This is a genomic window from Mesorhizobium sp. LSJC269B00, from assembly GCF_000502815.1.
Taxonomy (GTDB): domain Bacteria; phylum Pseudomonadota; class Alphaproteobacteria; order Rhizobiales; family Rhizobiaceae; genus Mesorhizobium.
Genome location: NZ_AYVN01000003.1, coordinates 186,533 through 209,015, shown reverse-complemented (window position 1 = coordinate 209,015; position 22,483 = coordinate 186,533). Strand labels below are relative to the sequence as shown.

Here is a 22,483-nt window from a genome sequence, read left to right as displayed (position 1 = left end):
ATCTCGTCTTCCGTTCAGGCGCTGAGCCGCTTGCGGCCGCGGTTGCGGCGAGCTGCGACGACGCCGCGACCACCCTTGGTGGCCATGCGAGCACGGAAACCGTGCCGGCGTTTGCGGACGAGTTTGGACGGTTGGTAGGTACGCTTCATTTGTTTTAATACCGCGGGGTGCGGCCCTTCTTGATTCTGTCACTGTGTAACAGGAGCTTTGCCGGGCCGGCATTGGCGCGATCGAAACCGCGCCGGGACGAATGGCCCGAGCGTGAGCGGCTTATAGAAAGAAGGGTTTTGGGAGTCAATCCAGCGCGAACTATGAGTTCGTCGCAGCGCGAACGCCAGTTCGTCGCAGTGCGAACTGCCAGTTCGTCACGACGCGACACCCCGTTCGTCGCGGCGCGAACACCCAGTTCGAGGCTATCTTTATTGCTGGCACCATCGTCCAACGAAGGATGAAATTGGCAAAAAAGCCGCAATCACCTAATCTCAACCGATCAAGCGTTTGTGAAGACAGGCCTTAATGAGCGAAGTTGCATCAGCGGATGAAGGGAGCGGCCCGGCGACAGCCGATGCCAGCCCGGCGACCGTTCGCCCGGTTGCGAGCCGTTCGGTGCCCAATCGTTCAGTGCCCTTGGCGCGCGGCCTGTCGACCAAGCTGCTCTTGCTCACCATTGTCTTCGTGCTCCTGGCCGAAGTCCTCATTTTCCTGCCCTGGATCGCCAGCTACCGCCTGGCCTGGCTGAAGGAGCGGCTAAGCACCGCTGCCGCGGTGTCGATCGTGCTGGTGCAGGGCGAGCCCAATTCGCTCTCCCGCGCCGCCCAGAACGACGTGCTGATGGCAATCGGCGCCAAGGCGATCGCGGTGCGCGACGGCGGCGTATCGCGCCTGCTGGTGGTGGCCGAGATGCCGCCGCAGGTCGACGAGCACATCGACATCGCCAATGTCGGCATGATCAAGGGCATGACCGGGGCGCTGGATACGCTGTTCTTCGGCGGCAAGCGCATGCTGCGGGTGTTCGGCCCGGTCGGCGACAGCGACAAGGAATTCGAGCTGATCATGCCCGACTATTCCCTGCGCAACGCCATGCTGCGCTATTCGCGCAACGTCGCCTTCGTCTCACTGCTGATCTCGCTGTTCACCGCAATGCTGGTCTATGCCGCGATCGACCTGATCATGATCGGCCCGATCCGCACCATGACGCGCTCGATGCTGTCCTTCTCCGAGGCGCCCGACGATCCAGGGCGCATCATCCACCCGGCCGCCCGCGCCGACGAGATCGGCGTTGCCGAGCGCGAACTGTCGCAGATGCAGGAACGGCTGCAAAAGATGCTGTCGGAGCAGAAGCACCTTGCCGACCTTGGCCTCGCCGTCTCCAAGATCAACCACGACATGCGCAACATCCTGGCCTCGGCGCAGCTGATGTCGGACCGCTTGCGCCTGGTCAAGGACCCGACTGTGCAGGCCTTCGCGCCAAAGCTGTTGCGCGCGCTCGACCGAGCCGTCTCCTATTCCGAAGGCGTGCTCCACTATGGTCGCACGCAGGAGCCGGCGCCCTCACGCCGCCGCTTGCGGCTGCGCCAGCTGGTCGACGACGTCCACGGCCTGCTCGACATCGAGGGCGGCATCGAATTCGTCAATGCCGTCGAGCTCGCCTTCGAGGTCGATGCCGATTCCGACCAGCTGTTTCGCGTGCTCACCAATCTCTGTCGCAACGCGGTCCAGGCGATGGCGGCCGACGCCGAGAGCGCGCTGGTGCGCCGGCTCGCCGTATCGGCCGAGCGCATAGGCAGCGTAAGCCGCATCATTGTCACCGACACCGGTCCCGGCCTGCCGGCGAAGGCTCGAGAAAACCTGTTCGCGGCGTTTCGCGGCTCGGCCCGCAGCGGCGGCACCGGCCTTGGCCTGGCCATCGCGCACGAACTGATCCGCGCCCATGGCGGCACGGTGGAGCTGGTCGAATCGATCGGCGGACGCACCACCTTCGCCGTCACCATCCCCGACCAGCCGGTCCGCCTCGACCAGGCCCGCAACGGCCTGCGCCGCCCGGCCTGAGCAGTATTGATATTCAGCCGAAGCCGGACTTTAGCTGAATCTCAGCACACCTTGATCGACACCGTCGAAAGCAGCTGCGACAAAACTTTTGCCGGATTGGCTTGCTTTTCGGAAATTCAGTCGCTAGGGAACACGTCTTGTCGCGGCCGGTCGTCAGGATCGGTTAGCGGGGCTATGTAAAGCATGGCCTGTTGCGCGCCCGTAGCTCAGCTGGATAGAGCACCAGACTACGAATCTGGGGGTCAGGAGTTCGAATCTCTTCGGGCGCGCCATTTCCGCCGAAACTGTGATTTCCTGCGATCCGCTAGCCGGTCTTTGAGCTCACATATGAAGAGCAGGTCGCGGAACACGTTGCCGAGCACCGCCTCATTCGAGTGCTGGAGAACTGGACGCCGCCTATTCCGGGCTTCTTCATTTATTACCCCAGTCGTCAGCCTGACTGCGCTATAAACGCGCTGCGATGTTCTTGAAACGGGAGAGTACGCGGCGACCGTTATCTGGGCGCAGCGACGCTGAATGCTCATTCACGCCGCCGCGCAGCACGCTCACTTTTCTTCCGCCTTTCCCGGATCCGGGCCGAATAGGCCTCGCTCCAGCCAGATACCGCTCATTGTCAAACGGCTCGGCGTGGGTGCTGTCCGGGCTCCACATGTGGCGGTGGGTCTCCGTCAGATTGCCGAGATAGACATGCAGTGCGCCCGAGCGGGCGCTGCCGGTGTTGGCGACCGCATGCACCGTATCCGGGTTCATATGCACCACCGCGGGCGCCGCGACGTCGTGGCGTTCCGGCGCATCGATCTCGCTGCCGTCGACGGGATAGATGAAGTTGGTCTCGCTGCCCTTGTAGATGCCGATCAGCGCATCCATCAGATGGTTGTGCGGCGGGTACTGCAGGCCGGGCGAAAGCGTGATGTGGTAGATGGTCAAGTCAGGGCTGGCATGCAGCAGCACCTAATCGTCGTCTTCCTCATGCGCGAGCACGCCTGATGCATGGAAGCGACCGGTGTGTTCGCGCAGCACCGCCTTGACCCGTTCGAAGGCGTGAGCACCTTTGGCTGCGTTGACGATATCGGCGGTTACGGCGTAGAGAGGCGAGTTGGCGGCAAGAGACATTTGTCGTCATCTCCATTGGGAAGCTCAACCAATACAACTGAGATGCTCAGGCTAGCGAATGCCGGCAGACCCGTCAACCGGATGGTCCAAACGGGCAAGCAGACTACGCGGGCAGACCACGCGGGCAGACCAAACGGGCAGGCAGATATGGCTCTTCCGAAATCAGTGTCACCGTCCGCCGTCAAGGCGCCGTCGACCGCCGACATATTGCGCAGCGAGGAAGCTTATGAGCAGCTGAAGAGCGACATCGTCGCCTGCGTCCTGCAACCCGGCGAAAGCCTGACCGAAAAGCAGATCGGCGACCGCTACCAGATCAGGAAGGCGACGATCCGCTCGGCTTTGGCCCGCCTGACGCAGGAAGGGCTGATCAAGAGCGAGCCGCGCCGCGGTTATGTCATCGCACCGCTTAGCCTGCGCGACGTCAACGAGATCTTCGACCTCCGCAGCCTGATCGAACCGGAAGTGTTCCGGGTGGCCGCGGCAAACCTCACCGAACGCGGGCTCGACGACATCAGGCTGGCGGCGCAGAAGGTGCTGAAGCCGGAGACGCTGCGCAGCCATGTCGCCTTTCTGGCGGCCGACCGGGCCTTTCGCCTGGCCCTGGCCGAACTCTCCGGCAATCTGCGGCTGGTTCGCCTGCTCGACCAAACGCTCGACCAGTCGGAGCGTGTCCTCCATCTCGGCTTCAAATCGCGCGACTTCACGCAAGCGATCATCGGCCAGCAGAAGGAGTTGGTGCTTGCCTGCGAGCTGGCCGAAGTCTCGGCCATCGCAAAGCTTGCCCGCTCGCAGTGCCTGTCGCTCAAGAAGCAGGTGCTCGAGGCCTTGCTCGCCGGCTCCAAGCTGCAGGACGCCAATTTGCAAAGCTTCGCCTAAGGCGCGAAGCCTGCGCTCTCTGGCCGATGCTTACTCGTCGATGAAGCGGATGTCCGCATCGGCAAGGCAATAGGGCGCGTAGCGGAAATCGCGGATATGGCTGACCTTTCCATCCTGCCAGTCGACCAGCATGAAGCCGCGCACGGCGTCATCTCCCGCTTGCGGGTTGCGGATCAGGATGGCCGGCCTGCCATCGACGAAGCCGAGCGACAGCGCCCAATCCTGGACACGGTCGTAATTGCCGAAATAGTTGGAAACCTGCGCCTTGCCGCGCATGAGGGTGCGATTGACGACTTCAAGCTGGATGTCCTCGGCGATCAACGCGCGCACGGCGTCGAAGTCGCGCGCGTTGAACAGGTCGACATAGCGGCGCAGGCGCCGCTCGTCGTCGGCGTCAAGTTTTGGGGCAGGCGCCTGCTCCTCCTGTGACGCCAGCAGGCGCAGCTGCGACCGCCCGCGATGCAGCGCTGCCTTGGTCGCGGCCAGCGTCGCGCCGGACACTTCGCAGGTTTCGTGCAGGCTGAGGCCAAGCACGTCGACAAGGATCACGGCGCTGCGCTGCACTGTTGCCAGCTGCATGAAGCTTCGCAGGCTGGCGGCGGTGGCGAGCCTCGCATCGGCGCTTGCGGAGGGGTCTTCGATCGTCGTCATGTCGGTCTCGCTCATGCGCGCCTGCTCCCGCTGGCGCCGGCGCAGATGATCCTGCGCGGCATTGTGGGCTATGCGGAACAGCCATTGCTCCGGACGCTCGACGGCGGCGTCGCCGTCGATGGCCTGCAGTGCCTTGATCAGTGTCTCCTGGACGATGTCCTCGCCATCGATCACCGAGCCGGCCATGCGGGCGCAGTAACGGTGCAGCTTCGGTCGCAAGGAGCCGAGCATCGCCTCCAGGGCCACGCGGTCGAGTTTTGCTGTGTTCATCCTGTCCGTTCCCAAAATGCCGGTCTTTGCATTCAAGCCGGCACGACCTCGCCGGCCAGCATACGATAATTGCCGACGATCTTTGCCGGCGATCTGGCAAGCGGCGTCGAGCGGCGTCCGGCATGATCGGCGCTGAAGGCCTTGAAGGCTGCGAGCCCGGTCAGGCCGTCGCCATCCTGGCTGACAAGATGGATGAACTCGCCATTCTCCAGTTCCAGGACGAGGTAGCGCACGGATTGCGGCTTCGTGTCGTCGAGTGCCTCGAACACCTGTGCAACCAGCATACGGTTCTCGGCGATGCTTTCGTCCTTCACGCCGTAGCGGACGAGATTGTAGCCCATTGTCGTCTCCTATTTTTCAACTCTGCACGGAGAAGACGTTTCGCGGCCTCGAAAAGATTCGTCGCCCGGCGAATCTTTTCGATCGTCCGGATCGTCTTTCCCGTGGACGGTTGCGCGGCAGCCATCGAGGAGCAGGAGAGATCCATCATGCACATCCAGTTTGCCGAATTGCCGGTGTTCGACCAGGACCGCGCCAAGGCCTTCTACACCGGCCATCTTGCTTGCCAGGTGGCGGAGGACCAGCTGATGGGCGACAGCGGCTGGCGCTGGATCGAGCTGACATTTCCCGGCGCCGTCACCAATTTGCATTTCGTCAAACGCCCCGATGACACGCCGGGCACTGAGCCCGTGCTGGTGCTCGTTGATGGCGATGTCGAGGCAACGGTCGCGGGCCTGAAGGCGCGCGGCGTCGAAATCATCACCGAGCCGCAGGAAGCGCCTTGGCAGCCGGGCCGCACGGTCGCCGAATTCCGCGACAGCGAGGGCAACCGCATGGTTGTCGCCGGCAAATGATCGGACCCGGCGCAAAGCCGAACTTTGACATGAGAACAACAGGAGAGATGGACATGACCCCCCAAACGTCGACGCTGAAAGTACCGGGCGCCAGCCTCTATTATGAGATGCGCGGTTCCGGCCCCGTACTGTTGATAATCCCCGGCGGACCGCAGGACGCCGGCGTCTTCGCCGATGTCGCGGGCCACCTCGCCGACCGCTACACGGTGGTCGCCTATGATCCGCGCGGGAATTCGCGCAGCACCTTCGACGGAGAGCCGCAAGAGCAGGACCTCGATGTCCATGGCGACGATGCCGCGCGATTGATCGAGGCGCTTGGCGCCGGACCGGCCTATGTGTTCGGCACCAGCGGCGGCGCCCAGATCGGGCTCAACCTCGCCGCCCGCCATCCCGGCCGGGTTCGTGCGCTGGTGGCGCATGAGCCGCCCAGCATGATGCTGCTCGACGACCCGTCGCCGTCACTGGCCGGCATGCGCGACCTGCACGACACCTATCGCAGCCAGGGCGTCGAGGCGGCGATGCAGAAATTCTTCAGCGAGAACAGCCTGTCGGAAGGGCCGGGTCAGGATGAAGCCGGGCCGCAGGACGGACCGCCTTCGTTCGAACCGTCACCCGAGGAGGCCGAGACCTCTGCCAGGGTCAGCGGCAATTTCGAATACTGGCTGGCGCATGGCGTCATGCCGCTGTCGCTCTACCGTCCTGATATCGAGGCGCTGCGCGGCCGCCCGGTCGTGGTCGGCATCGGCGAAGAGTCCATCGGCCAGCCGATCGACGGCATGGGCAAGGCGCTGGCCGACAGGCTCGGCAGCAAGCGCGCCGCCTTCCCCGGCGACCATATGGGCTTTGCGCCCTATCCCGATCGCTTCGCCGAGACCTTGCACCTGACGCTCAGAGGCGCGTGAGATCGTCAGTCCAATAGGAAAGGAGCGTCCGCATGCACAATGCGGACGCCCTTCTCCCATGAAATTACCGGCTAAGATTGGTGTATCAGACGGCCTCCCAGCCTTCCTTGGCACCGGCGCGGAAGATGGCGTCGATGACCTTCTGGTTGAGTACGGACTCCTCCAGCGTGAAGATACGCTCCTTGCCGCCCTGTGCCGCCCTGGCAAACGTCTCGACCTCGCGCCGGTACTGTTGCGTGCCGGGAAAGCGGAACACCTGCGCCTCGGTGTGGTTCTGGTTGTGCAATTCGATGCGGTGATGGTCGTAGAGCCCGGCATTGAACGGCGAGAACACCTCGATGAAACCCTTCTCGCCGTGGAACACCATCACCTGCCGCGCCGCCATCTGCGTCGACAGATAGAAGGACAGTTCGAAATCGCCGAAATCGGCGCGGATCGAGGAATAGATGTCGGTGCCGAATTTCTTGTCGCGCTCGATCGTCGCCTGCACGCGCAGCGGCTCCTTGCCGCTCGAAAACCGCGTCGACACCGTCGGATAGACGCCGATATCAGGCAGCGCGCCGCCGCCGAGATCGAGCTGGTTGCGCATGTTGGTGGGATCGACATTGTAATAGGAGAAGGCGCCCTGCACATGGCGCAGCCGGCCGATGGCGCCATCGGCGATGAGATCGCGCACCTTGATCCATTGCGGGTGGTAGATGACCATGAAGGCCTCGCAGACCAGCACCTTCTTGCTGTCGCGCAGCTTGATCAGCGGCGCGATGTCCTTGGCGTCGAGCGCCAGCGGCTTCTCCACCAGCACATGTTTTCCCGCTTCGATGGCCTTGGCCGTCCATTCGACATGCTGCGAGGTCGGCAGCGGGATGTAGACTCCGTCGACGTCTTTCGAAGCGAGCAGCTCCTCATACGAACCAAAGGCATGCCTGGCGCCGAACCGCTCGCCCAGGGCCTCGGCCTTCGACAGGCCGCGGCTGGCGATCGCGGACAATACGCCATTCTCGGCCTCGACGATTGCCGGCAACAATTGCTCGCGGCCGATCTTGGCCGTCGACAAAACACCCCATCGGAACATCAGGCTTCTCCTATCGATTTACAGGCGAGGAGGTTTGCCCGAAATTGCGAGAAAAGCCAATGCGGATCGCTGGTCCTGCTAGCCTCGCTTGCCCGTCAGCGTCATGTCGAAATTGACGATATTCGAATAGATCGGCGTGCCGACATCCATGCCGTACCGGGAGCGCAGCACCTTGCCGGTGACGTGGAATTTAATGACGCCGCCCTTCAGCCCGCCGAGCTCGGCAGTGAACTTTTCCGCAAACGTCTTGCCGCGCGCCGTCAGCCGGCCGCTGACCAGCGCCGTGGTGTCGCTGGTTCGGGTTACGCTGGTCGAGCGGAACTGGATTTCGGGGCTGTTGGCCACGTCGAACACCGCATCGGAGCGCAGGAAGGCGTCGATGCGGCCCTGGCCGGTGCCGACGCTTTCGGGATAGATGGTGAAGTTGACCGCGGAACGGCCGACATCGCTGTTGTCGATGCGGATGGAGCCCTTGAAGCGGCCAAAGGCGCCGTCGAGGCCGCCGCCACCGACCTTGCCGATGGAGAAGCGAATGCTGGAGCTGGCCGGGTTGACCGTGTAGCTGCCGGCTGCGTCGCCGAGGTCCACAGCGGCGGAGACAGGCATGGCAAGGCAAGCGGCAACAGCCGCCAATCCGAAGATGCGCGCATACATGGGTTTTGTCCTTCTGGGGCAGGCGAAGTGTTGCGCCCTCACTCCAATGAACGAATGCGCGGCGCGCGCTATTCCATGTCCTGATCTGACGAAGGCGTGATCATGCGCGTGAGCACGCTGTCGCGCAGCCAGAAATGATGCCGCAGCGCCGCCAGCGCATGCAGCGCAACCAAGGCAATGCCGGCATAGGCGAGATACCAGTGTGCTACCGCCCAGAAGTTTTCCGCCGCATCGGACACGCCGAGCGGCAGGTTCGGCATCACGAAAAGGTTGAACGGCATGCTGGGGATCTCCAGCATCGACACCGAAACCAGTGCCCAGCCGGACAGCGGCACCGCGAGCTGGAAGCCATAAAGTGCCAGATGCGCCAGCGGCGCCGTCCGACGCTCCAGGCCTCCGACCGAGGCCGGCAAGGCCGGGGCCGCATTGCCGAGCCGCCAGGCAATGCGCAGGATGAGGAGGCCGAGCAGCAGGAAGCCGAAGGATTTGTGCAGCTGGATCAGCTCGAAGGCGGTGCGCTGGCTGGTCAACCGCACCATGATGAAGCCGAGCATGAACTGGCCGATGAACAGGATGCCGATCAGCCAGTGGAGGACGATCGCCGCCCAGCCGTAGCGGGTTGAGTTGTTGGTGATGAATGCCGGCATGGCTGGTGAACGAATGGCAGCTGGGCTTTCTTCCACCCTCCCCCTTGTGGGGAGGGTCGGCGCGAAGCGACGGGGTGGGGGGTAGCGCCCTACGAAGACTCCCACCCCGATCCGCTACGCGGATCGACCCTCCCCACTAGGGGGAGGTGGCTAAGCACCGACCTTGAAGAAATCCACAAACGCCCGCAGCGCCGGGCGCATCTGGCGGCGGCTGGGGTAGTAGACGAAGAAACCGTCGAAGGGCGGACACCAGTCTTCCAGCACGCGGATCAAGCGACCGTCGGCGAGCGGCGCGCGCACATAATCGTCGAAGACGAAGGCGAGCCCAGCGCCGTCGACCGCCGCCTGGGCGATCAGATGGTCTTCGTCGAGGATCAGCGGCCCTTGCGCCGCGATCTCGATCTCTTCGCCATCCTTCTCGAATTCCCAGCGGTAAAGAATGCCGCTGGAAAAACGGAAGCGGATGCAGCGGTGGTCGGCAAGATCGCGCGGATGGCGGGGTCTTGGCATGGTCGCGAAATAGGATGGCGCGCCGACCACGGCGCCGCGAAGGTCCGGTCCGATGCGCACCGCGATCATGTCGCGCTGCAGGCTCTCACCGAGCCGCACGCCGGCATCGAAGCCGCCTTCGACGACGTCGGTGAAGCGATCCTCGATGACGATTTCCAGGACGATGTCAGGATAGGCCGCGGCAAAGCCGCCGAGCCTGGGCGTCAATGCCAGGTGGGCCGCGGTGCGCGGCACGGTCAGCCGCAGGTTCCCGGCCGGCCGGTCGCGCGCCTCGATCGCCGTTTCCAGCGCCAGATCGATCTCGGACAGCGCCGGCCGCAGCCGTTCGAGCAGCTGCGCGCCCTCCTCCGTTGGTGCCACGCTGCGGGTGCTGCGCGCCAAAAGCCGCACGCCCAGCCGCGCCTCCAGGCTGGACACGGCATGGCTAACTGCCGAGGGCGCGATGGCCAGTTCGCGCGCCGCGCCGCGAAAACTACCGCATTGGGCGACTGTTGCCAGTACAGCGAGTTGAGAAAGATGCGCTCGGTTCATTGCTCTATTTTATAGAACAGCCCGTGCGAATGACAGCCAATTATCGAACGTAAAGCTAGGCGCTATCTCTGTTCATCGCAACAAGGAGATGCGCCATGAAAACCCGCAAACTTGGTACTGAACTCGAAGTCTTCCCGGTCGGCCTCGGCTGCATGGGCATGAGCTTCGCATATGGCGGTCAGGCCGAGGCGGATGCAATCGCCACGCTGCGCCGCGCTGTCGAGATCGGCGTGACGTTTTTCGACACCGCCGAAGTCTATGGTCCCTTTGAGAACGAGATCCTTCTCGGCAAGGCGTTGAAGCCGGTGCGCGACAGGGTGACGATCGCCACCAAATTCGGCTTCAAGATTTCCGAGGAAGGCTCAGGCCTCGAACGCATGGTCGGCGTCGATAGCCGCCCGGAGCACGTCAAGGCAGTGGCCGAAGCCTCGCTGAAGCGGCTCGATACCGATGTCATCGACCTCTACTACCAGCACCGCGTCGATCCCGGCGTGCCGATAGAGGACACGGTCGGTGCCATGGCCGAGCTGGTGCGCGATGGCAAGGTGCGGGCGCTGGGCCTGTCGGAGGTCAGTGCCGCCACCATCCGCCGGGCGCACGCCGTGCATCCGATCGCTGCCGTGCAGAGTGAATATTCGCTCTGGAGCCGCGACCCCGAAGACGAAGTGTTCGATGTCTGCCGCGAACTCGGCATCGGCTTCGTCCCCTACAGCCCGCTCGGTCGCGGCCTGCTCACCGGCACCATCGCCAAGCCCGAGGCCCTCAGCGACGACGACTGGCGCCGGACCTTGCCGCGTTTCCAGGCCGACGCCATGGCCGCTAATGCCAAGGTCGTTGCGACGCTGGAAAAGCTGGCGGTGGAAAAAGGCGTCACCTCGGCCCAGCTGGCGCTGGCCTGGGTGCTGCACCAGGGCGACTTCATCGTGCCGATCCCCGGCGCAAGAAAGATACGCCATCTCGAGCAGAACACGGCGGCGGTCGGGATCGAGCTGAGCGCGGCTGAGGTCGCGGCGATCGGCGATGCGCTGTCGCCGGACAAGGTGGTTGGCAAGCGCTATACGGAGGAGCTGTTGGCGCTGGTGAATGGGTGAGTGCCTTTACCCTCCCCCTTGTGGGGAGGGTCGATCCGCGAAGCGGATCGGGGTGGGGGTNCCTCGTGAGGCGCACCCCCACCCCGTCTCTCTGTCTCCGCCTCGCTGCGACAGCGAGCCGACCCTCCCCACAACGGGGAGGGTAAGTCTCACCACGGCACCACCGTAATCTCCGGCCAGCACGCCTTCGCCCTCGCCCCCTTGGCCTCATGCGTGCGCCTGTTATCCATCAGCCGGTTGGGCGTGATGCGAAACGCGAAGAGGTCATCCAGCCCGAACGGCGCCACGACCTCAAGCTGCCCATCGGCATCGTATCGCACCCCGACCGCATGCGTCTTCGAAGCAAAATAGCTCACCGACTCGCTGGAACTCGTATAGCGAGGGCAGGGCTGGCCGAATTTCTGCGGATACTACAGATGCACCCGTGCCTGGTTGCGCACCTCGGCCGGCAGAGCCAGCCCCTCGAAATGCTGCGCGGCCCGGCGGATGACCGCGTCCTCGGCCTCGTAGGACAGGTCGCTGTCATCGAAGTAGAAGAGATCGACATCCTTGATGCCGTAGCCCGGCGGCTTGCCGGTCAGATGGTTCCAGATGCTGTTGTAGAGCGCGCCGGACACCACCAGCCAATCCGGCAACGCCAGCGTGCGGGCCCGCTCCAGCGCGTCGCTGACGAGCGCATCCGCCAACACGATGGCGAGAAACGCTTCGCGCTGGGCTTCGAACGGCAGACCGGAATAGCGCAGATGGTCCATCACCCTTTGGAGAGCGATTCGCCACCTGCCGGCAATCCTCAGAAGCAATTCCAGGAAAGTGTGTAGCGGTTTTCCCGGGAAAGCGCGCCGCGCTTTCCCTAAGAATTGCGTGAACTCGAAATACGTAGGGCAGCGTTAGCCGCTCTACGTCCTCAACACGCCGCCCGTTTGCTTGCCGACATTGTCGACGACGCGCTTGGCCAGCGCCTCGAAATCTTCGTCGGTGAGCGTCTTTTCAACCGGCTGGATAGATACTTCGATGGCGATCGACTTCTTGGCGGCGCCAAGCGAAGCTCCTTCGAAGACGTCGAACACCGAAACGCCGGTGATGAGCTTCTTGTCGGCGGCGAGTGCCGCGCGCACCAGCGTGCCGGCTTCTATCGTCTTGTCGACCACGAAGGCGAAATCACGCTTCACTGCCTGGAATGCGGAAAGCTCCAGCTTCGGCTTGGTTTTCGTCGGCTTGGCCTTCGGCTCCGGCACGGCGTCGATATAGACCTCGAAGCCGCAGATCGGTCCGGAAACGTCCAACCCCTCCAGCGTCTTCGGGTGGAACTCGCCGAAGGTGCCGAGCACGGTCTTCGGGCCGAGCTTGATCGTGCCGGAGCGGCCGGGATGATACCAGGCCGGACCGCCTGGCTCGATCTGCAGCCTGTCGACCGGCGCGCCGCAGGCTTCCAGCGCTGCAATCGCGTCGGCTTTGGCGTCGAACACGCCGACCGGGCCGGAATTGCCGGCCCAACTGCGGCCGGAACCGTCGAGCTTGGCGGTGCCGCGGCGCACACCGGCGGCAACGCGCCGCTGCTGGTCGGGGCCGTCGCCCTCATAGGTACCGGAGACCTCGAACAGCGCGACATCGCCGATGCCCTTGTCGGCATTGCGCTGCGCGGCGACGATCAGGCCGGGCAACAGCGAGGGCCGCATATCGGACATGTCGGCTGCAATCGGATTGGCGAGCTTCAGCGCCGTCTGGCCGCCGCCGAACAGTTCGGCGTGTTTGGCCGGGATGAACGACCAGGTGAGAACCTCCAGCATGCCCCGCACGGCGAGCGAGCGCTTGGCAGTGCGGGTGCGAACCTGCAGCGTCGTCAGTATCTTGGAGTTGACCGCGTCATGCGCGCCGAGCGGCTGCGGCGCGATGTTGTCGACGCCGTGGATGCGCATCACTTCCTCGACCAGGTCGGCCTTGCCGTCGACGTCAGGACGCCAGGACGGCACAGCGACATCGACGACGTCGCCCGAGCCTGACGGCTTGAAGCCGAGGCGGGTCAGGATGTCGAGGCTTTCCGCCTTCGGCACCTCGATGCCGGTCAGCCGCTTCACTTCCGAGATCGGGAAGGAAACGATCTTCGGCTTGTAGCCGGCATAGCCGACCACCTCCGTCTCGGTCGGCTCTCCGCCGCAGAACTCCAGCACCAGCTTTGTCGCCAGCTCGACGCCGGGCACCATGAATTCCGGGTCGACGCCGCGCTCGAAGCGATAGCGCGCATCGGTGATGATGCCGAGCGTGCGGCCGGTGCGCGCCGTGGTGATCGGGTCCCAAAGTGCGGATTCGATCAGCACGTGGGTGGTGTTCTCGTCGCAGCCCGAATGCTCGCCGCCCATGATGCCGGCGATCGACTCGACGCCGTCCTCGTCCGCGATCACGCACATCTCCGGCGTCAGCGTGTATTCGCGGCCGTCGAGCGCCTGCACCTTTTCCCCATCCCTGGCGCGGCGCACCGTAAGGTTGCCGGCGACCTTCGCGGCGTCGAACACATGCAGCGGCCGGCCGCGGTCGAAGGTGACATAGTTGGTGATGTCGACGAGCGCGCTAATGGGCCTGAGCCCAATAGCGATCAGCCGCTGCTGAAGCCATTTTGGCGACGGGCCGTTCTTCACGCCCTTGACCAGGCGCAGCGCGAAGCCCGGGCAGAGTTCCGGAGCCTCGATCGTCACCTTCACCGGGCACATGCCGTTGCCGGCATGCGGCATGATCGCACCGCCGACGAGCCGGCCAAGCCCGCTTGCCGCCAGGTCCCGGGCGACGCCGTAAATGCTGGTCGCATCCGGCCGATTCGGCGTCAGATTGATCTCGATCACCGGATCGTCGAGATGCGCGTAAGCCGCGAAGCTGGTGCCGACAGGCGCATCGGCCGGCAGGTCGATAATGCCATTGTGCTCATCCGACAGCTCCAGCTCGCGCTCGGAACACATCATGCCATGGCTCTCGACGCCGCGGATCTTGCCGACGGTCAGCGTCACGTCGATACCGGGCACATAGGCGCCGGGCGCGGCGAAGGCGCCGATCAGGCCGGCGCGGGCATTCGGCGCACCGCACACCACCTGGACAGGGGCTGCGCCATTGCCGGTGTCGACGGTCAGCACCCGCAGCCGGTCGGCGTCGGGATGCTGCACCGCCGTCAGCACCTTGGCGATGACGAACGGCTTCAGGCCGGCCTTGTCGTCGACATGCTCGACTTCGAGGCCGATCGAGGTCAGCCGCTCGACGATTTCGTCGAGCGTGGCGTCGGTCTCCAGATGATCCTTGAGCCAGGAGAGGGTGAGTTTCATCACTGTGTTCCGTTTTGTCTGTACCCGCCCGGACCTTGTCCATCGGGTCGGGGCACGCTGGTCTTCAAATGGCGCGGCAGGTCGTCGGGCATATGCAGGAAAGGCAGTTGCTCGCGCACATAGGCATGGTGCGTCGGCCGGAAACAGGCCGGCATGTCCATGGCGCCGAGCATGAAGTAGATGTGGTCTTCCAACCGCTCATCGACATAGGCGATCGGCGAACCGCAAATGCCGCAGAACGAGCGTGTAACCGGGCCGTTCTCGTACATTTTCAGCGCCTTGCCGGTGAAAGCCACCTGCTCGGTAAGGAAGCCGACAAAGGCCGACACCGGCGCGCCGCTGGCGCGCCGGCAATCGCCGCAATGGCAATAGCTGACATGGTGCGGTTCGACCGAGGCCTCGAACCGTACCGCGCCGCAGCGGCAGCCACCGGCGTGCGGCGCCGTCATGCGGAAAGACCTCCGAACAGCGTCGGCATGTCGAGCGGCCGGAAACCGTAATGCGACAGCCAGCGGACATCGGCGTCGAAGAAGGCGCGCAGGTCCGGCATGCCGTATTTCAGCATGGCGATGCGGTCGATTCCCATGCCCCAGGCAAAGCCCTGATATTCGTCGGGATCGAGCCCGCCGGCGCGCAGCACATTGGGGTGGACCATGCCGCAGCCGAGGATCTCCATCCAGTCGGAGCCTTCGCCGAAGCGCACTTCGCCGGGCCACGAGCGGTCGCATTGGATGTCGACCTCGAGGCTTGGCTCGGTGAACGGGAAGAACGACGGCCGGAAGCGCATCTTGACCTGCGGCACCTCGAAGAAAGCCTTGCAGAATTCTTCCAGCACCCACTTCATGTTGGCGACATTGGCCGATTTGTCGATCACCAGCCCCTCGACCTGATGGAACATCGGCGAGTGGGTAGCGTCGGAATCCTGCCGGTAGGTCTTGCCGGGAATGACGATGCGGATCGGCGGCTTCTGCTTCTCCATGGTGCGGATCTGTACCGGCGAGGTGTGCGTGCGCAACAGCTTGCGCTCGCCCTTTTCGTCCGGCTGGAAAAAGAAGGTATCGTGCATCTCGCGCGCCGGATGCCCTTCGGGGAAATTCAGCGCGGTGAAATTGTAATAGTCGCTCTCGACATCGGGACCTTCTGCGATGGCAAAGCCGAGATCGCCGAAGATCGCCGCGATCTCGTCGATGACCTGGCTGATCGGATGGATGCGGCCGCGCTCGGCCGGCGATTGCCGCACCGGCAGCGTCACGTCGACCGTCTCGGCGGCAAGGCGCGCCGTGACCGCCACATCCTTCAGCTCGGCCTTGCGTGTCGTCAGCGCTTCGGTGACGCGGTTCTTCAGGCCGTTGATCGCGGGGCCCTTGACCTGGCGCTCCTCGGCGCTCATCGCGCCCAGTGTCTTCAGCAATTCCGAGATCGACCCCTTTTTGCCGAGAGCCGCGACGCGCACGGCTTCGATAGCAGCCTCATCGGCGGCCGACGCGACGTCGGCCATCAGGGAGTTTTCGAGAGTATCCAAGCCGGTAGCTATGTCGTTCACGGTCAAACTCGCTGTGTTGGGAGTCAACTTTGAGGTGAAAGTCACTTTCAAGTTGAAAGTTCAGCCATAAGAAAAACCCGCGCCAGCCGTGCCAGCGCGGGTTCCCCAATCAGAATTGCGAATGCTGGGAAGCGCTGGGCTCGGAGCCCGATCCCGAAAAGTTGCAGACTTTTCGGAAAGATCGCGCTCCTCGCTAAATTTCCCTGAGCATGATGTTGTCCAAAAAGTCAGCAACTTTTTGGCATCATGCTCTAGGCGACAGCGCTTTCAAAAGCATTCGGGGTGGTGTTCTTCAGATATTCGAGCGCGACCTTGGCCTTGGCCACGAGTGCGGCGAACGCCTGCGGTTCATGGATGGCCATGTCGGACAGGATCTTGCGATCGATCTCGATACCGGACTTGTTGAGGCCGTCGATGAAGCGGCCATAGGTCAGGCCATGCTCGTGCGTCGCGGCGTTGATGCGCTGGATCCACAGCGCGCGGAACGAGCGCTTGCGGTTCTTGCGGTCGCGATACGCATACTGCATCGACTTTTCGACCGCCTGCTTGGCGATGCGAATGGTGTTCTTGCGGCGGCCGTAGAAGCCTTTCGCGGCTTTCAGGACCTTCTTGTGCTTGGCGTGTGAGGTGACGCCTCTTTTTACGCGTGCCATGTCATGATCTCCTTAAACGCTGTTCCTGAAACCGAATGCTCAGAGGCCGTTCGGCAGAAAATTCTTGATGACCTTCTTGCCATCCGGTTCAGCCAGAACCATCGTGCCGCGGGCATTTCGAATGAACTTGTTGGAACGCTTGATCATGCCGTGACGCTTGCCGGCCGCAGCCGACAGGACTTTACCCGTACCTGTGATCTTGAACCGCTTCTTGGCGGCCGATTTGGTCTTCATCTTGGGCATTTTGCTACTCCGTATTGGTGGCGCACAATCGCGCTTCTTGTTCGCTTCGGGCGGACCAAAAGCCCGAAAAGCAAATGAAACCGCCACGGCATGCCCTGCCGGGCGGTTTTCTTGGAACGGCGGTCCTATACGTCAAAGCGGGCTGGCGCGCAACACCCGAGCGGCTGCGACGCTCTGTCCGCGATCAGGGCAGCCTGAACAGCACCGGCAGAATGCCCGATTGCTGGGCGCCATCGATGGTCTCGAACACCGGCAACGCCACCAGAAACACCAGCCCGTCGAGCAAGGTGGTCAGCAAGAGGCGCGGCTTGAAGCTGCCGGTGTCGCCTTCCTGGTAGAGCGACAGCTGGGGGAAGAAACGCGGCACCCGCGCCAGATAGACTGTGTAGGGCGCGCCGAGAACCTCCTTGAGATACCGTTCCTCGCGCAGGATGACGATGTGGAAGGCGCCGGCGCACAACAGCGCAAACAGGACGATGCCGGAGAACGAGCCGATCTGCGCCCCGACGCCGGCGGCGGCAACGGTCGAGAACACGTAGAGAGGATTGCGGGTGATCGAATAGGGGCCGCCGGTGACCACTTCGGAGGATTTGCGCCCCCCGATATAGAGTGTCGACCACAAGCGGCCGACTACGCCAAGGAAGATCAGCAGCACGCCGACCATCTCGATCGTTTCATGCACCGGGGTATCGGGCGGGAAGGTCGACTGGCCGAACAGCAGTGCCGCAAACAGCACCACCACCAGCACCGCAAGCACCATGCGACGCATGTGCTGGTAGCCGCCCAGCTCCTTGATGGGCGCAGGGTTGATTTCATTGGCCATGTCGGGAATCCGATCGTCGAGAAGCTTTGCCGGCGATCGCGGCGTCTGGACAGGAGAATCGGCGTCCCGCCAATCGCCGGGACGCCATGAGACAGGATTCAGGCGGATTTAGAGCGCAACGCCCGAACTGATCTAGCGCGGCGCCAGCACCATCATCATCTGGCGGCCTTCCAGCTTCGGCTCGGCTTCGACCTTGGCGATGGTAGCCGTCTCCTCGCGCACCTTGTTCAGGAGCTGCATGCCGAGTTCCATATGCGCCATCTCGCGGCCGCGGAAGCGCAGCGTCAGCTTGACCTTGTCACCTTCCTCGAAGAAGCGCCGCACGGCCTTCATCTTGGTTTCGTAGTCATGGCTGTCGATGTTCGGGCGCATCTTGATCTCCTTGATCTCGATGACCTTCTGGTTCTTGCGCGCCTCGGCCGCCTTCTTCTGGTTGGCGTATTTCAATTTGCCGAGATCGAGAATTTTGACGACAGGCGGCACCGCGTTGGGCGAGATCTCGACCAGATCGAGCCCTGCCTCTTCGGCGAGCAGCAATGCGTCGTTGATGGAAATATCGCCGCGGTTCTGGCCATCGGCGTCGATCAGCTGGACCCGGGGAACCCGGATATCACGGTTTGAGCGCGGGCCATCCTTGGTGGGCGCCGCTGCTTTGAAAGGTCTGCGAATGGTCGTGGTCTCCTTGGCCGTTTCGTTCAGGGTTTCAATCTAGAAATGTTCGGGACGCGCCAATGTGGTGAGCGCGCGGGCGGAGTCAATAGCACAGCGCTGACAGAAAATCACCCTGATCGCAGGCCTGCACCAAACAAAGGATGTCGCGAGCACTTTCCGCCTCGCCTGTGCCTGTGTCAAAAGACCAGCGAGTAAAATCAGGCTCCCACAATCAGGTCCCCAGAACCAGGATTGATCCACAGCCATGACCGCGACCACCCCAACCCTGCTGGATGTCGACGGCATCGATATCGCGGTTCGCCATTCCTCGGGCGCAACGCCCGGCGTCGTCTGGCTCGGCGGCTACAAATCCGACATGCTGGGCACGAAGGCGCAAACGCTGTCGGATTGGGCGGCCAGGGAAGGCCGCGCATATCTGCGCCACGACTATTCCGGCCATGGCGAATCCGGCGGCGCCTTTGCCGACGGTACTATCTCGAAATGGCTTGGCGAGAGCCTCGCCGCCTTCCGGCATTTCACCGAGGGCAAGCAAATCCTGGTCGGCTCGTCGATGGGCGCCTGGATCGCGCTGCGCATGGTGCAGGAGCTGCGCAAGGCGGGCGACAGCAATGTGGTTGGCCTGGTGCTGCTCGCGCCGGCGCCGGATTTCACCGCCGAGCTGGTCGAGCCGGCTCTGACGGAGGCACAGAGGCGCGAACTTCGGGAGAAAGGCTTTTTCGAAGAACCTTCGGACTATTCCGCCGAGCCTTACATCTACACAAGCGCGCTTATCGAGGACGGCAGAGCGAACCGGGTCATGATCGGGCCGATCGATACCCATTGCCCGGTCCACATCCTGCAGGGCTTGGCCGATGCCGACGTGCCGGCAAGCCATGCGCTGAAGCTGGTCTCGCTGCTGCCAGCCGACGACGTCACTTTGTCGCTCATTCCCGACGGCGACCACCGCCTGTCGCGGCCGCAGGATCTCGACATGCTGCTGAGGGCGGTGGCCGACATGGTTCGGCGGGCGGGGTAGGCAAGAATGCGCATTTCCATCCCGATATCCGCCTTTGTCGCGGCAATCGTCGGCTTCGGCGGCACGCTGGCCGTCGTCATTGCCGCCGCCAAGGCGGTTGGCGCCACGCAAGCCGAAACCGCGAGCTGGGTGACGGCAGTGTGCGTGGCGATGGCGATCGAATGCCTGTGGCTGTCCTGGCGCACGAAAATGCCCATCATCACCGCCTGGTCGACACCAGGCCTGGCGCTGATGGCGGCATCGAGCGGCTTTACCATGGCCGATGCGGTCGGCGCCTTCATCGTCACCGGCTTGATGTTGATCGCCACCGGCCTGTTCAAGCCGCTGACCCAGCTTATATCAAGGATACCGACGTCGGTCGCGTCCGGCATGCTGGCCGGCATCGTCGTCACCTTCGCGCTCAATGCCGTCAAGACCATTCCGGTCGACCCCTGGCTGATCCTGCCGCTGATCGCGGCCTTCTTCGTCATTCGCCTGTTCAACCCGGCGCTGTCGGTGCTGGCGGTGCTGATCGGCGGCGGCATCGCCGCCTTCCTGACAGGCCGCGTCGGCGGACTGCCGGCGCCGGAACTGTCGACGCTGACGCTGATTGCTCCGCATTTCAGCGCCGCAGCTGTCATCGGCCTGGCGCTGCCGCTCTACCTCGTCACCATGGCGTCGCAGAACCTGTCGGGTCTCGCCGTCTTGCGCGCCGCCGGCTATCACCCCGAACCCGGCCCGCTGATCGGCGTCACCGGCCTGTTCTCGCTGCTGTCGGCGCCGTTTGGCGGCTCGACCACCAATCTGGCCGCGATCTCTGCGGCGATCTGCACCGGGCCGGACGTCCATCCCGACCCGGCCGAGCGCTGGAAGACCGGACCCTTCTATGCACTTGCCTATCTGATCTTCGCGGTTTTCGGCGCCTCGCTGGTGGCGATCTTCGCAGTGCTGCCGCAAAGCCTGATCGTGCTGGTGGCCGGCCTGGCGTTGATGGGGTCGCTGGCCAACGCGCTGGCGATCGCGCTCAAGGACGAGGACCAGCGCATGGCGGCTACTGTCACCTTCGTTGTCACCGCGTCGGGGCTGACTTTGTTCGGCGTTGGCGCCGCCTTCTGGGGCTTGGTCGCCGGCCTGGTCGTGCTTTTCCTCGAAGCGGTCAAAAAGCGATAATCAATTCAGGACCTTGTCCGGTTTTGGCGGACGTTGTCTTGAATCGCCGTTTTTCTCATCCCATTTCGAATCCACGCAGCCGCTCTTGGCTGTCTCCAACCGAAGGAATGGGAGAAAATGAACACATCCGCATTGATCCGCCCGGCCTGGACGCCGGCGACCATCGCGCTGATGGTGATCGGCTTCATGGTGTTCTGGCCGCTTGGCTTCGCCATGCTCGCCTACATCATCTGGGGCGACCGGCTTGACGGCTTCAAGCGCGACGTCAACCGGGCCACCGACGGCATCTTCGCCGGCTGCCGTCGCGGTTCCGACAAGGCCGCGCGCTGGGGCCACGGTTCGGCCCGCACCGGCAATGTCGCTTTCGACGACTGGCGCGAGAAGGAACTCGAACGCCTCGCCGAAGAGCGTCGCAAGCTCGATGAGATGCTGAGCGAGTTCGATGAGTACGCCCGCGAATTGCGCCGCGCCAAGGACCAGGACGAGTTCGACCGCTTCATGGCCAACCGCAACAAGTCGACAGCGCCTGCAAAGACAGGCTCGGCCGAAACGGCCAAGCCCGCGACGCCCAAGCGCAAGGGCCCGAACCTGCTTGACGACTGAGGCTGCGCGCATGACCCCGAAAATCGAAACCGATTTTCGGAAAGGTTCATGCGCCGAATTAGAGTGCTACAGCGTCCTTTGCGCGTCAGAGACGCGCGGCGCTCTAAGACAGGCCTTGGCATGATGGACGGCGTCGCGCGAGCGGCGCCGTTTCTTTTTTGTTCTGGTCGTTTTCCTCGAATCGCGTATCGTTCAGCCATGTCCTTCGGCTTTTTCCGCAACCTGACCAAACCAAAACCCTCGCCTGTCGAAGAGCGAGAGCACGTCGTTGCCGGCCGCACACTGCCGCTCAGGATCGTCGAGAGCGCCCGCGCACGGCGGCTGACGCTGCGCATCGATTCGGGCGGCCAGGGGCTGCGCATCACCGTGCCGCCGGGCCTGCGCCGCGGCGAGGTGGAGAAATTCCTTCACCGCCACCAGGACTGGCTGGAGCAGCGTCTGGCCAAGGTACCGACACGGCCGCAAGTGCGCCCCGGCATCAAGATCCCGATACGCGGCGTCGCGCATCGCATCGTCCACGAACCGTCGAAACGCGGCACCGTCACCGTGTCGCGCGACGAGCGCGGTCCGCTGCTGATCGTCCATGGCGAGCGCATACATTTGCCGCGCCGCATCGCCGATTTCCTCAGGCGCGAGGCCAAGAAGGACATCGAGAAGCTGGTGGTCAAGCATACCGAGGCCATCGGCAAGCGCGCCAAGGCGATCCGCTTCAAGGACACGTCGAGCCGCTGGGGCTCCTGCACTTCCGACGGCAATTTGTCCTTCTCATGGCGCATCATGATGGCGCCGACGCCGGTGATAAACTACCTGGTCGCGCATGAGGTGGCGCATCTCAAGGAGATGAACCACGGCCCGAAATTCTGGAAACTGTGCGAGCAGCTCTGCCCCGACACCGACCGCTGCAAGGACTGGCTGAAGCGGAATGGTGGGGCATTGCAGGCGATTGTGTTCGATTAGCCTTCGCCGGCGGCGCGCTCAATCATCATTGGCCGCATTAAGCTCTTCAGGCCGCAGCCCTTCGTCGCCATGGCGCGGCCATGGCAGGAAATTCTGCTCGAACGCATCGCTGCCGAAATAATCCAGGACCCGGTGCGCTTCTGCCCCGTCGAAGGCGGCCTTTTGCATCAGATGCGCGATGACGTCGCGCGCTTGCGCGATCTTCTGCCTGAGTTCGGCTATGCTCTGGTCGGCCATTGGTCTCCTCCGCCTTGCTTCTCCCATCAATAGGTAGCGCCTTTGGCGTTGCCGGCAAACAGC

Annotated in this window: 26 protein-coding genes, 1 tRNA gene and 2 pseudogenes; 11 read left to right on the top strand and 18 right to left on the bottom strand. The window is 63.5% G+C overall.

All coding sequences use genetic code 11. The features are described 5' to 3' along the window. Nucleotides 1-14: 14 nt before the first annotated feature. The gene (gene rpmH, locus X771_RS1000000166535; protein WP_008833937.1) at nt 15-149 is read right to left on the bottom strand and encodes a 50S ribosomal protein L34; all 135 of its coding nucleotides are present in this window, start codon (nt 147-149) and stop codon (nt 15-17) included. Nucleotides 150-516: 367 nt separating this feature from the next. Between rpmH and X771_RS155875 the strand changes: the two genes are divergently transcribed. The 3 genes and pseudogenes from X771_RS155875 to X771_RS1000000169125 all read left to right on the top strand — a co-directional run. Beyond that, nucleotides 517-2,049 (top strand): HAMP domain-containing sensor histidine kinase, encoded by a 1,533-nt coding sequence (locus X771_RS155875; protein ID WP_023687452.1) that lies wholly within the window; start codon nt 517-519, stop codon nt 2,047-2,049. Nucleotides 2,050-2,244: 195 nt separating this feature from the next. Then, nucleotides 2,245-2,321, top strand: a tRNA-Arg gene (locus X771_RS155880). Nucleotides 2,322-2,375: 54 nt separating this feature from the next. Continuing rightward, nucleotides 2,376-2,519 (top strand): annotated as a pseudogene (locus X771_RS1000000169125) (LysR family transcriptional regulator); the annotation flags it as partial. Here X771_RS1000000169125 and X771_RS1000000169120 read toward each other — a convergent pair. Both X771_RS1000000169120 and X771_RS1000000169115 read right to left on the bottom strand, forming a co-directional pair. After that, complete coding sequence (locus tag X771_RS1000000169120) at nt 2,494-3,000, bottom strand: hypothetical protein (protein WP_245262538.1); 507 nt, start codon at nt 2,998-3,000, stop codon at nt 2,494-2,496. The pseudogene X771_RS1000000169125 and the gene X771_RS1000000169120 overlap by 26 nt on opposite strands. Continuing rightward, a complete protein-coding gene (locus X771_RS1000000169115; protein WP_245262537.1) occupies nt 3,001-3,162 on the bottom strand; it encodes a hypothetical protein in 162 nt (53 codons plus the stop codon). It abuts the gene before it with no gap. Nucleotides 3,163-3,309: 147 nt separating this feature from the next. On the opposite strand from X771_RS1000000169115, the gene X771_RS155885 reads away from it, so the two are divergent. Further along, a complete protein-coding gene (locus tag X771_RS155885; RefSeq protein WP_023672267.1) occupies nt 3,310-4,038 on the top strand; it encodes a GntR family transcriptional regulator in 729 nt (242 codons plus the stop codon). A 30-nt stretch (nt 4,039-4,068) separates the two neighbouring features. Here X771_RS155885 and X771_RS155890 read toward each other — a convergent pair whose 3' ends face one another. Continuing rightward, nucleotides 4,069-4,959 carry a sigma-70 family RNA polymerase sigma factor gene (locus tag X771_RS155890; RefSeq protein ID WP_023687450.1) on the bottom strand — a complete coding sequence of 297 codons (891 nt, stop codon included), beginning with the start codon at nt 4,957-4,959 and terminating at the stop codon, nt 4,069-4,071. 32 nt (nt 4,960-4,991) lie between these two features. Continuing rightward, entirely contained in the window at nt 4,992-5,300 is a 309-nt protein-coding gene (locus tag X771_RS155895; RefSeq protein ID WP_023687449.1) for a hypothetical protein, read from the bottom strand. Between the two features lie 147 nt (nt 5,301-5,447). On the opposite strand from X771_RS155895, the gene X771_RS155900 reads away from it, so the two are divergent. Both X771_RS155900 and X771_RS155905 read left to right on the top strand, forming a co-directional pair. Continuing rightward, entirely contained in the window at nt 5,448-5,813 is a 366-nt protein-coding gene (locus X771_RS155900) for a VOC family protein (RefSeq protein WP_023687448.1), read from the top strand. A 53-nt stretch (nt 5,814-5,866) separates the two neighbouring features. Then, nucleotides 5,867-6,715: an alpha/beta hydrolase gene (locus tag X771_RS155905; protein WP_245262536.1), complete on the top strand. Its 849-nt coding sequence runs from the start codon at nt 5,867-5,869 to the stop codon at nt 6,713-6,715. A gap of 85 nt (nt 6,716-6,800) precedes the next feature. Here X771_RS155905 and X771_RS155910 read toward each other — a convergent pair whose 3' ends face one another. From X771_RS155910 to X771_RS155925, 4 genes are all read right to left on the bottom strand, one after another. After that, the gene (locus X771_RS155910; protein ID WP_023687446.1) at nt 6,801-7,787 is read right to left on the bottom strand and encodes a Gfo/Idh/MocA family oxidoreductase; all 987 of its coding nucleotides are present in this window, start codon (nt 7,785-7,787) and stop codon (nt 6,801-6,803) included. 78 nt (nt 7,788-7,865) lie between these two features. Continuing rightward, a complete protein-coding gene (locus X771_RS155915; RefSeq protein WP_023681381.1) occupies nt 7,866-8,441 on the bottom strand; it encodes a YceI family protein in 576 nt (191 codons plus the stop codon). 68 nt (nt 8,442-8,509) lie between these two features. Beyond that, the gene (locus X771_RS155920; protein WP_023687445.1) at nt 8,510-9,088 is read right to left on the bottom strand and encodes a cytochrome b; all 579 of its coding nucleotides are present in this window, start codon (nt 9,086-9,088) and stop codon (nt 8,510-8,512) included. A gap of 150 nt (nt 9,089-9,238) precedes the next feature. After that, complete coding sequence (locus X771_RS155925; protein ID WP_023687444.1) at nt 9,239-10,129, bottom strand: LysR family transcriptional regulator; 891 nt, start codon at nt 10,127-10,129, stop codon at nt 9,239-9,241. Nucleotides 10,130-10,224: 95 nt separating this feature from the next. Between X771_RS155925 and X771_RS155930 the strand changes: the two genes are divergently transcribed. Further along, complete coding sequence (locus X771_RS155930; RefSeq protein ID WP_023687443.1) at nt 10,225-11,220, top strand: aldo/keto reductase; 996 nt, start codon at nt 10,225-10,227, stop codon at nt 11,218-11,220. Nucleotides 11,221-11,369: 149 nt separating this feature from the next. Here X771_RS155930 and X771_RS01000000164850 read toward each other — a convergent pair. The 8 genes and pseudogenes from X771_RS01000000164850 to infC all read right to left on the bottom strand — a co-directional run bounded on the left by X771_RS01000000164850 (nt 11,370) and on the right by infC (nt 18,456). Continuing rightward, nucleotides 11,370-11,972: pseudogene (locus X771_RS01000000164850) on the bottom strand (nucleotidyltransferase family protein). Between the two features lie 144 nt (nt 11,973-12,116). Beyond that, nucleotides 12,117-14,525 (bottom strand): phenylalanine--tRNA ligase subunit beta, encoded by a 2,409-nt coding sequence (gene pheT / locus X771_RS155935; RefSeq protein WP_023687442.1) that lies wholly within the window; start codon nt 14,523-14,525, stop codon nt 12,117-12,119. Next, the gene (locus X771_RS155940) at nt 14,525-14,974 is read right to left on the bottom strand and encodes a GFA family protein (protein WP_023687441.1); all 450 of its coding nucleotides are present in this window, start codon (nt 14,972-14,974) and stop codon (nt 14,525-14,527) included. The genes pheT and X771_RS155940 overlap by 1 nt, the downstream gene beginning before the upstream one ends. Further along, on the bottom strand, nt 14,971-16,023 hold the full coding sequence (gene pheS, locus X771_RS155945; protein WP_023832646.1) for a phenylalanine--tRNA ligase subunit alpha: 1,053 nt from the start codon (nt 16,021-16,023) through the stop codon (nt 14,971-14,973). The genes X771_RS155940 and pheS overlap by 4 nt, the downstream gene beginning before the upstream one ends. A 296-nt stretch (nt 16,024-16,319) precedes the next feature. After that, nucleotides 16,320-16,721: a 50S ribosomal protein L20 gene (gene rplT / locus X771_RS155950; RefSeq protein ID WP_023672281.1), complete on the bottom strand. Its 402-nt coding sequence runs from the start codon at nt 16,719-16,721 to the stop codon at nt 16,320-16,322. A gap of 39 nt (nt 16,722-16,760) precedes the next feature. Continuing rightward, on the bottom strand, nt 16,761-16,964 hold the full coding sequence (gene rpmI / locus X771_RS155955; protein WP_006201248.1) for a 50S ribosomal protein L35: 204 nt from the start codon (nt 16,962-16,964) through the stop codon (nt 16,761-16,763). Between the two features lie 184 nt (nt 16,965-17,148). After that, nucleotides 17,149-17,787, bottom strand: coding sequence for an isoprenylcysteine carboxylmethyltransferase family protein (locus tag X771_RS155960; protein WP_023672282.1), 639 nt, complete (start codon nt 17,785-17,787; stop codon nt 17,149-17,151). 132 nt (nt 17,788-17,919) lie between these two features. Further along, nucleotides 17,920-18,456, bottom strand: a complete 537-nt coding sequence (gene infC, locus X771_RS155965) for a translation initiation factor IF-3 (RefSeq protein ID WP_023744911.1) — start codon at nt 18,454-18,456, stop codon at nt 17,920-17,922. A 247-nt stretch (nt 18,457-18,703) separates the two neighbouring features. Here infC and X771_RS155970 point away from each other — a divergent pair, with 247 nt between their 5' ends. The 4 genes from X771_RS155970 (at nt 18,704) to X771_RS155985 (ending at nt 22,183) form a co-directional block, all read left to right on the top strand. Continuing rightward, on the top strand, nt 18,704-19,474 hold the full coding sequence (locus X771_RS155970; protein WP_023672284.1) for an alpha/beta hydrolase: 771 nt from the start codon (nt 18,704-18,706) through the stop codon (nt 19,472-19,474). A 6-nt stretch (nt 19,475-19,480) separates the two neighbouring features. Beyond that, the gene (locus X771_RS155975; protein ID WP_023672285.1) at nt 19,481-20,623 is read left to right on the top strand and encodes a benzoate/H(+) symporter BenE family transporter; all 1,143 of its coding nucleotides are present in this window, start codon (nt 19,481-19,483) and stop codon (nt 20,621-20,623) included. 117 nt (nt 20,624-20,740) lie between these two features. After that, a complete protein-coding gene (locus X771_RS155980) occupies nt 20,741-21,226 on the top strand; it encodes a DUF2852 domain-containing protein (protein WP_023672286.1) in 486 nt (161 codons plus the stop codon). A 198-nt stretch (nt 21,227-21,424) separates the two neighbouring features. Beyond that, nucleotides 21,425-22,183, top strand: a complete 759-nt coding sequence (locus X771_RS155985; RefSeq protein WP_023672287.1) for a M48 family metallopeptidase — start codon at nt 21,425-21,427, stop codon at nt 22,181-22,183. A gap of 18 nt (nt 22,184-22,201) precedes the next feature. Here the strand turns inward: X771_RS155985 and X771_RS155990 are convergent, their stop codons facing one another. Then, a complete protein-coding gene (locus X771_RS155990; RefSeq protein ID WP_023672288.1) occupies nt 22,202-22,420 on the bottom strand; it encodes a hypothetical protein in 219 nt (72 codons plus the stop codon). Between the last annotated feature and the right edge of the window lie 63 nt (nt 22,421-22,483).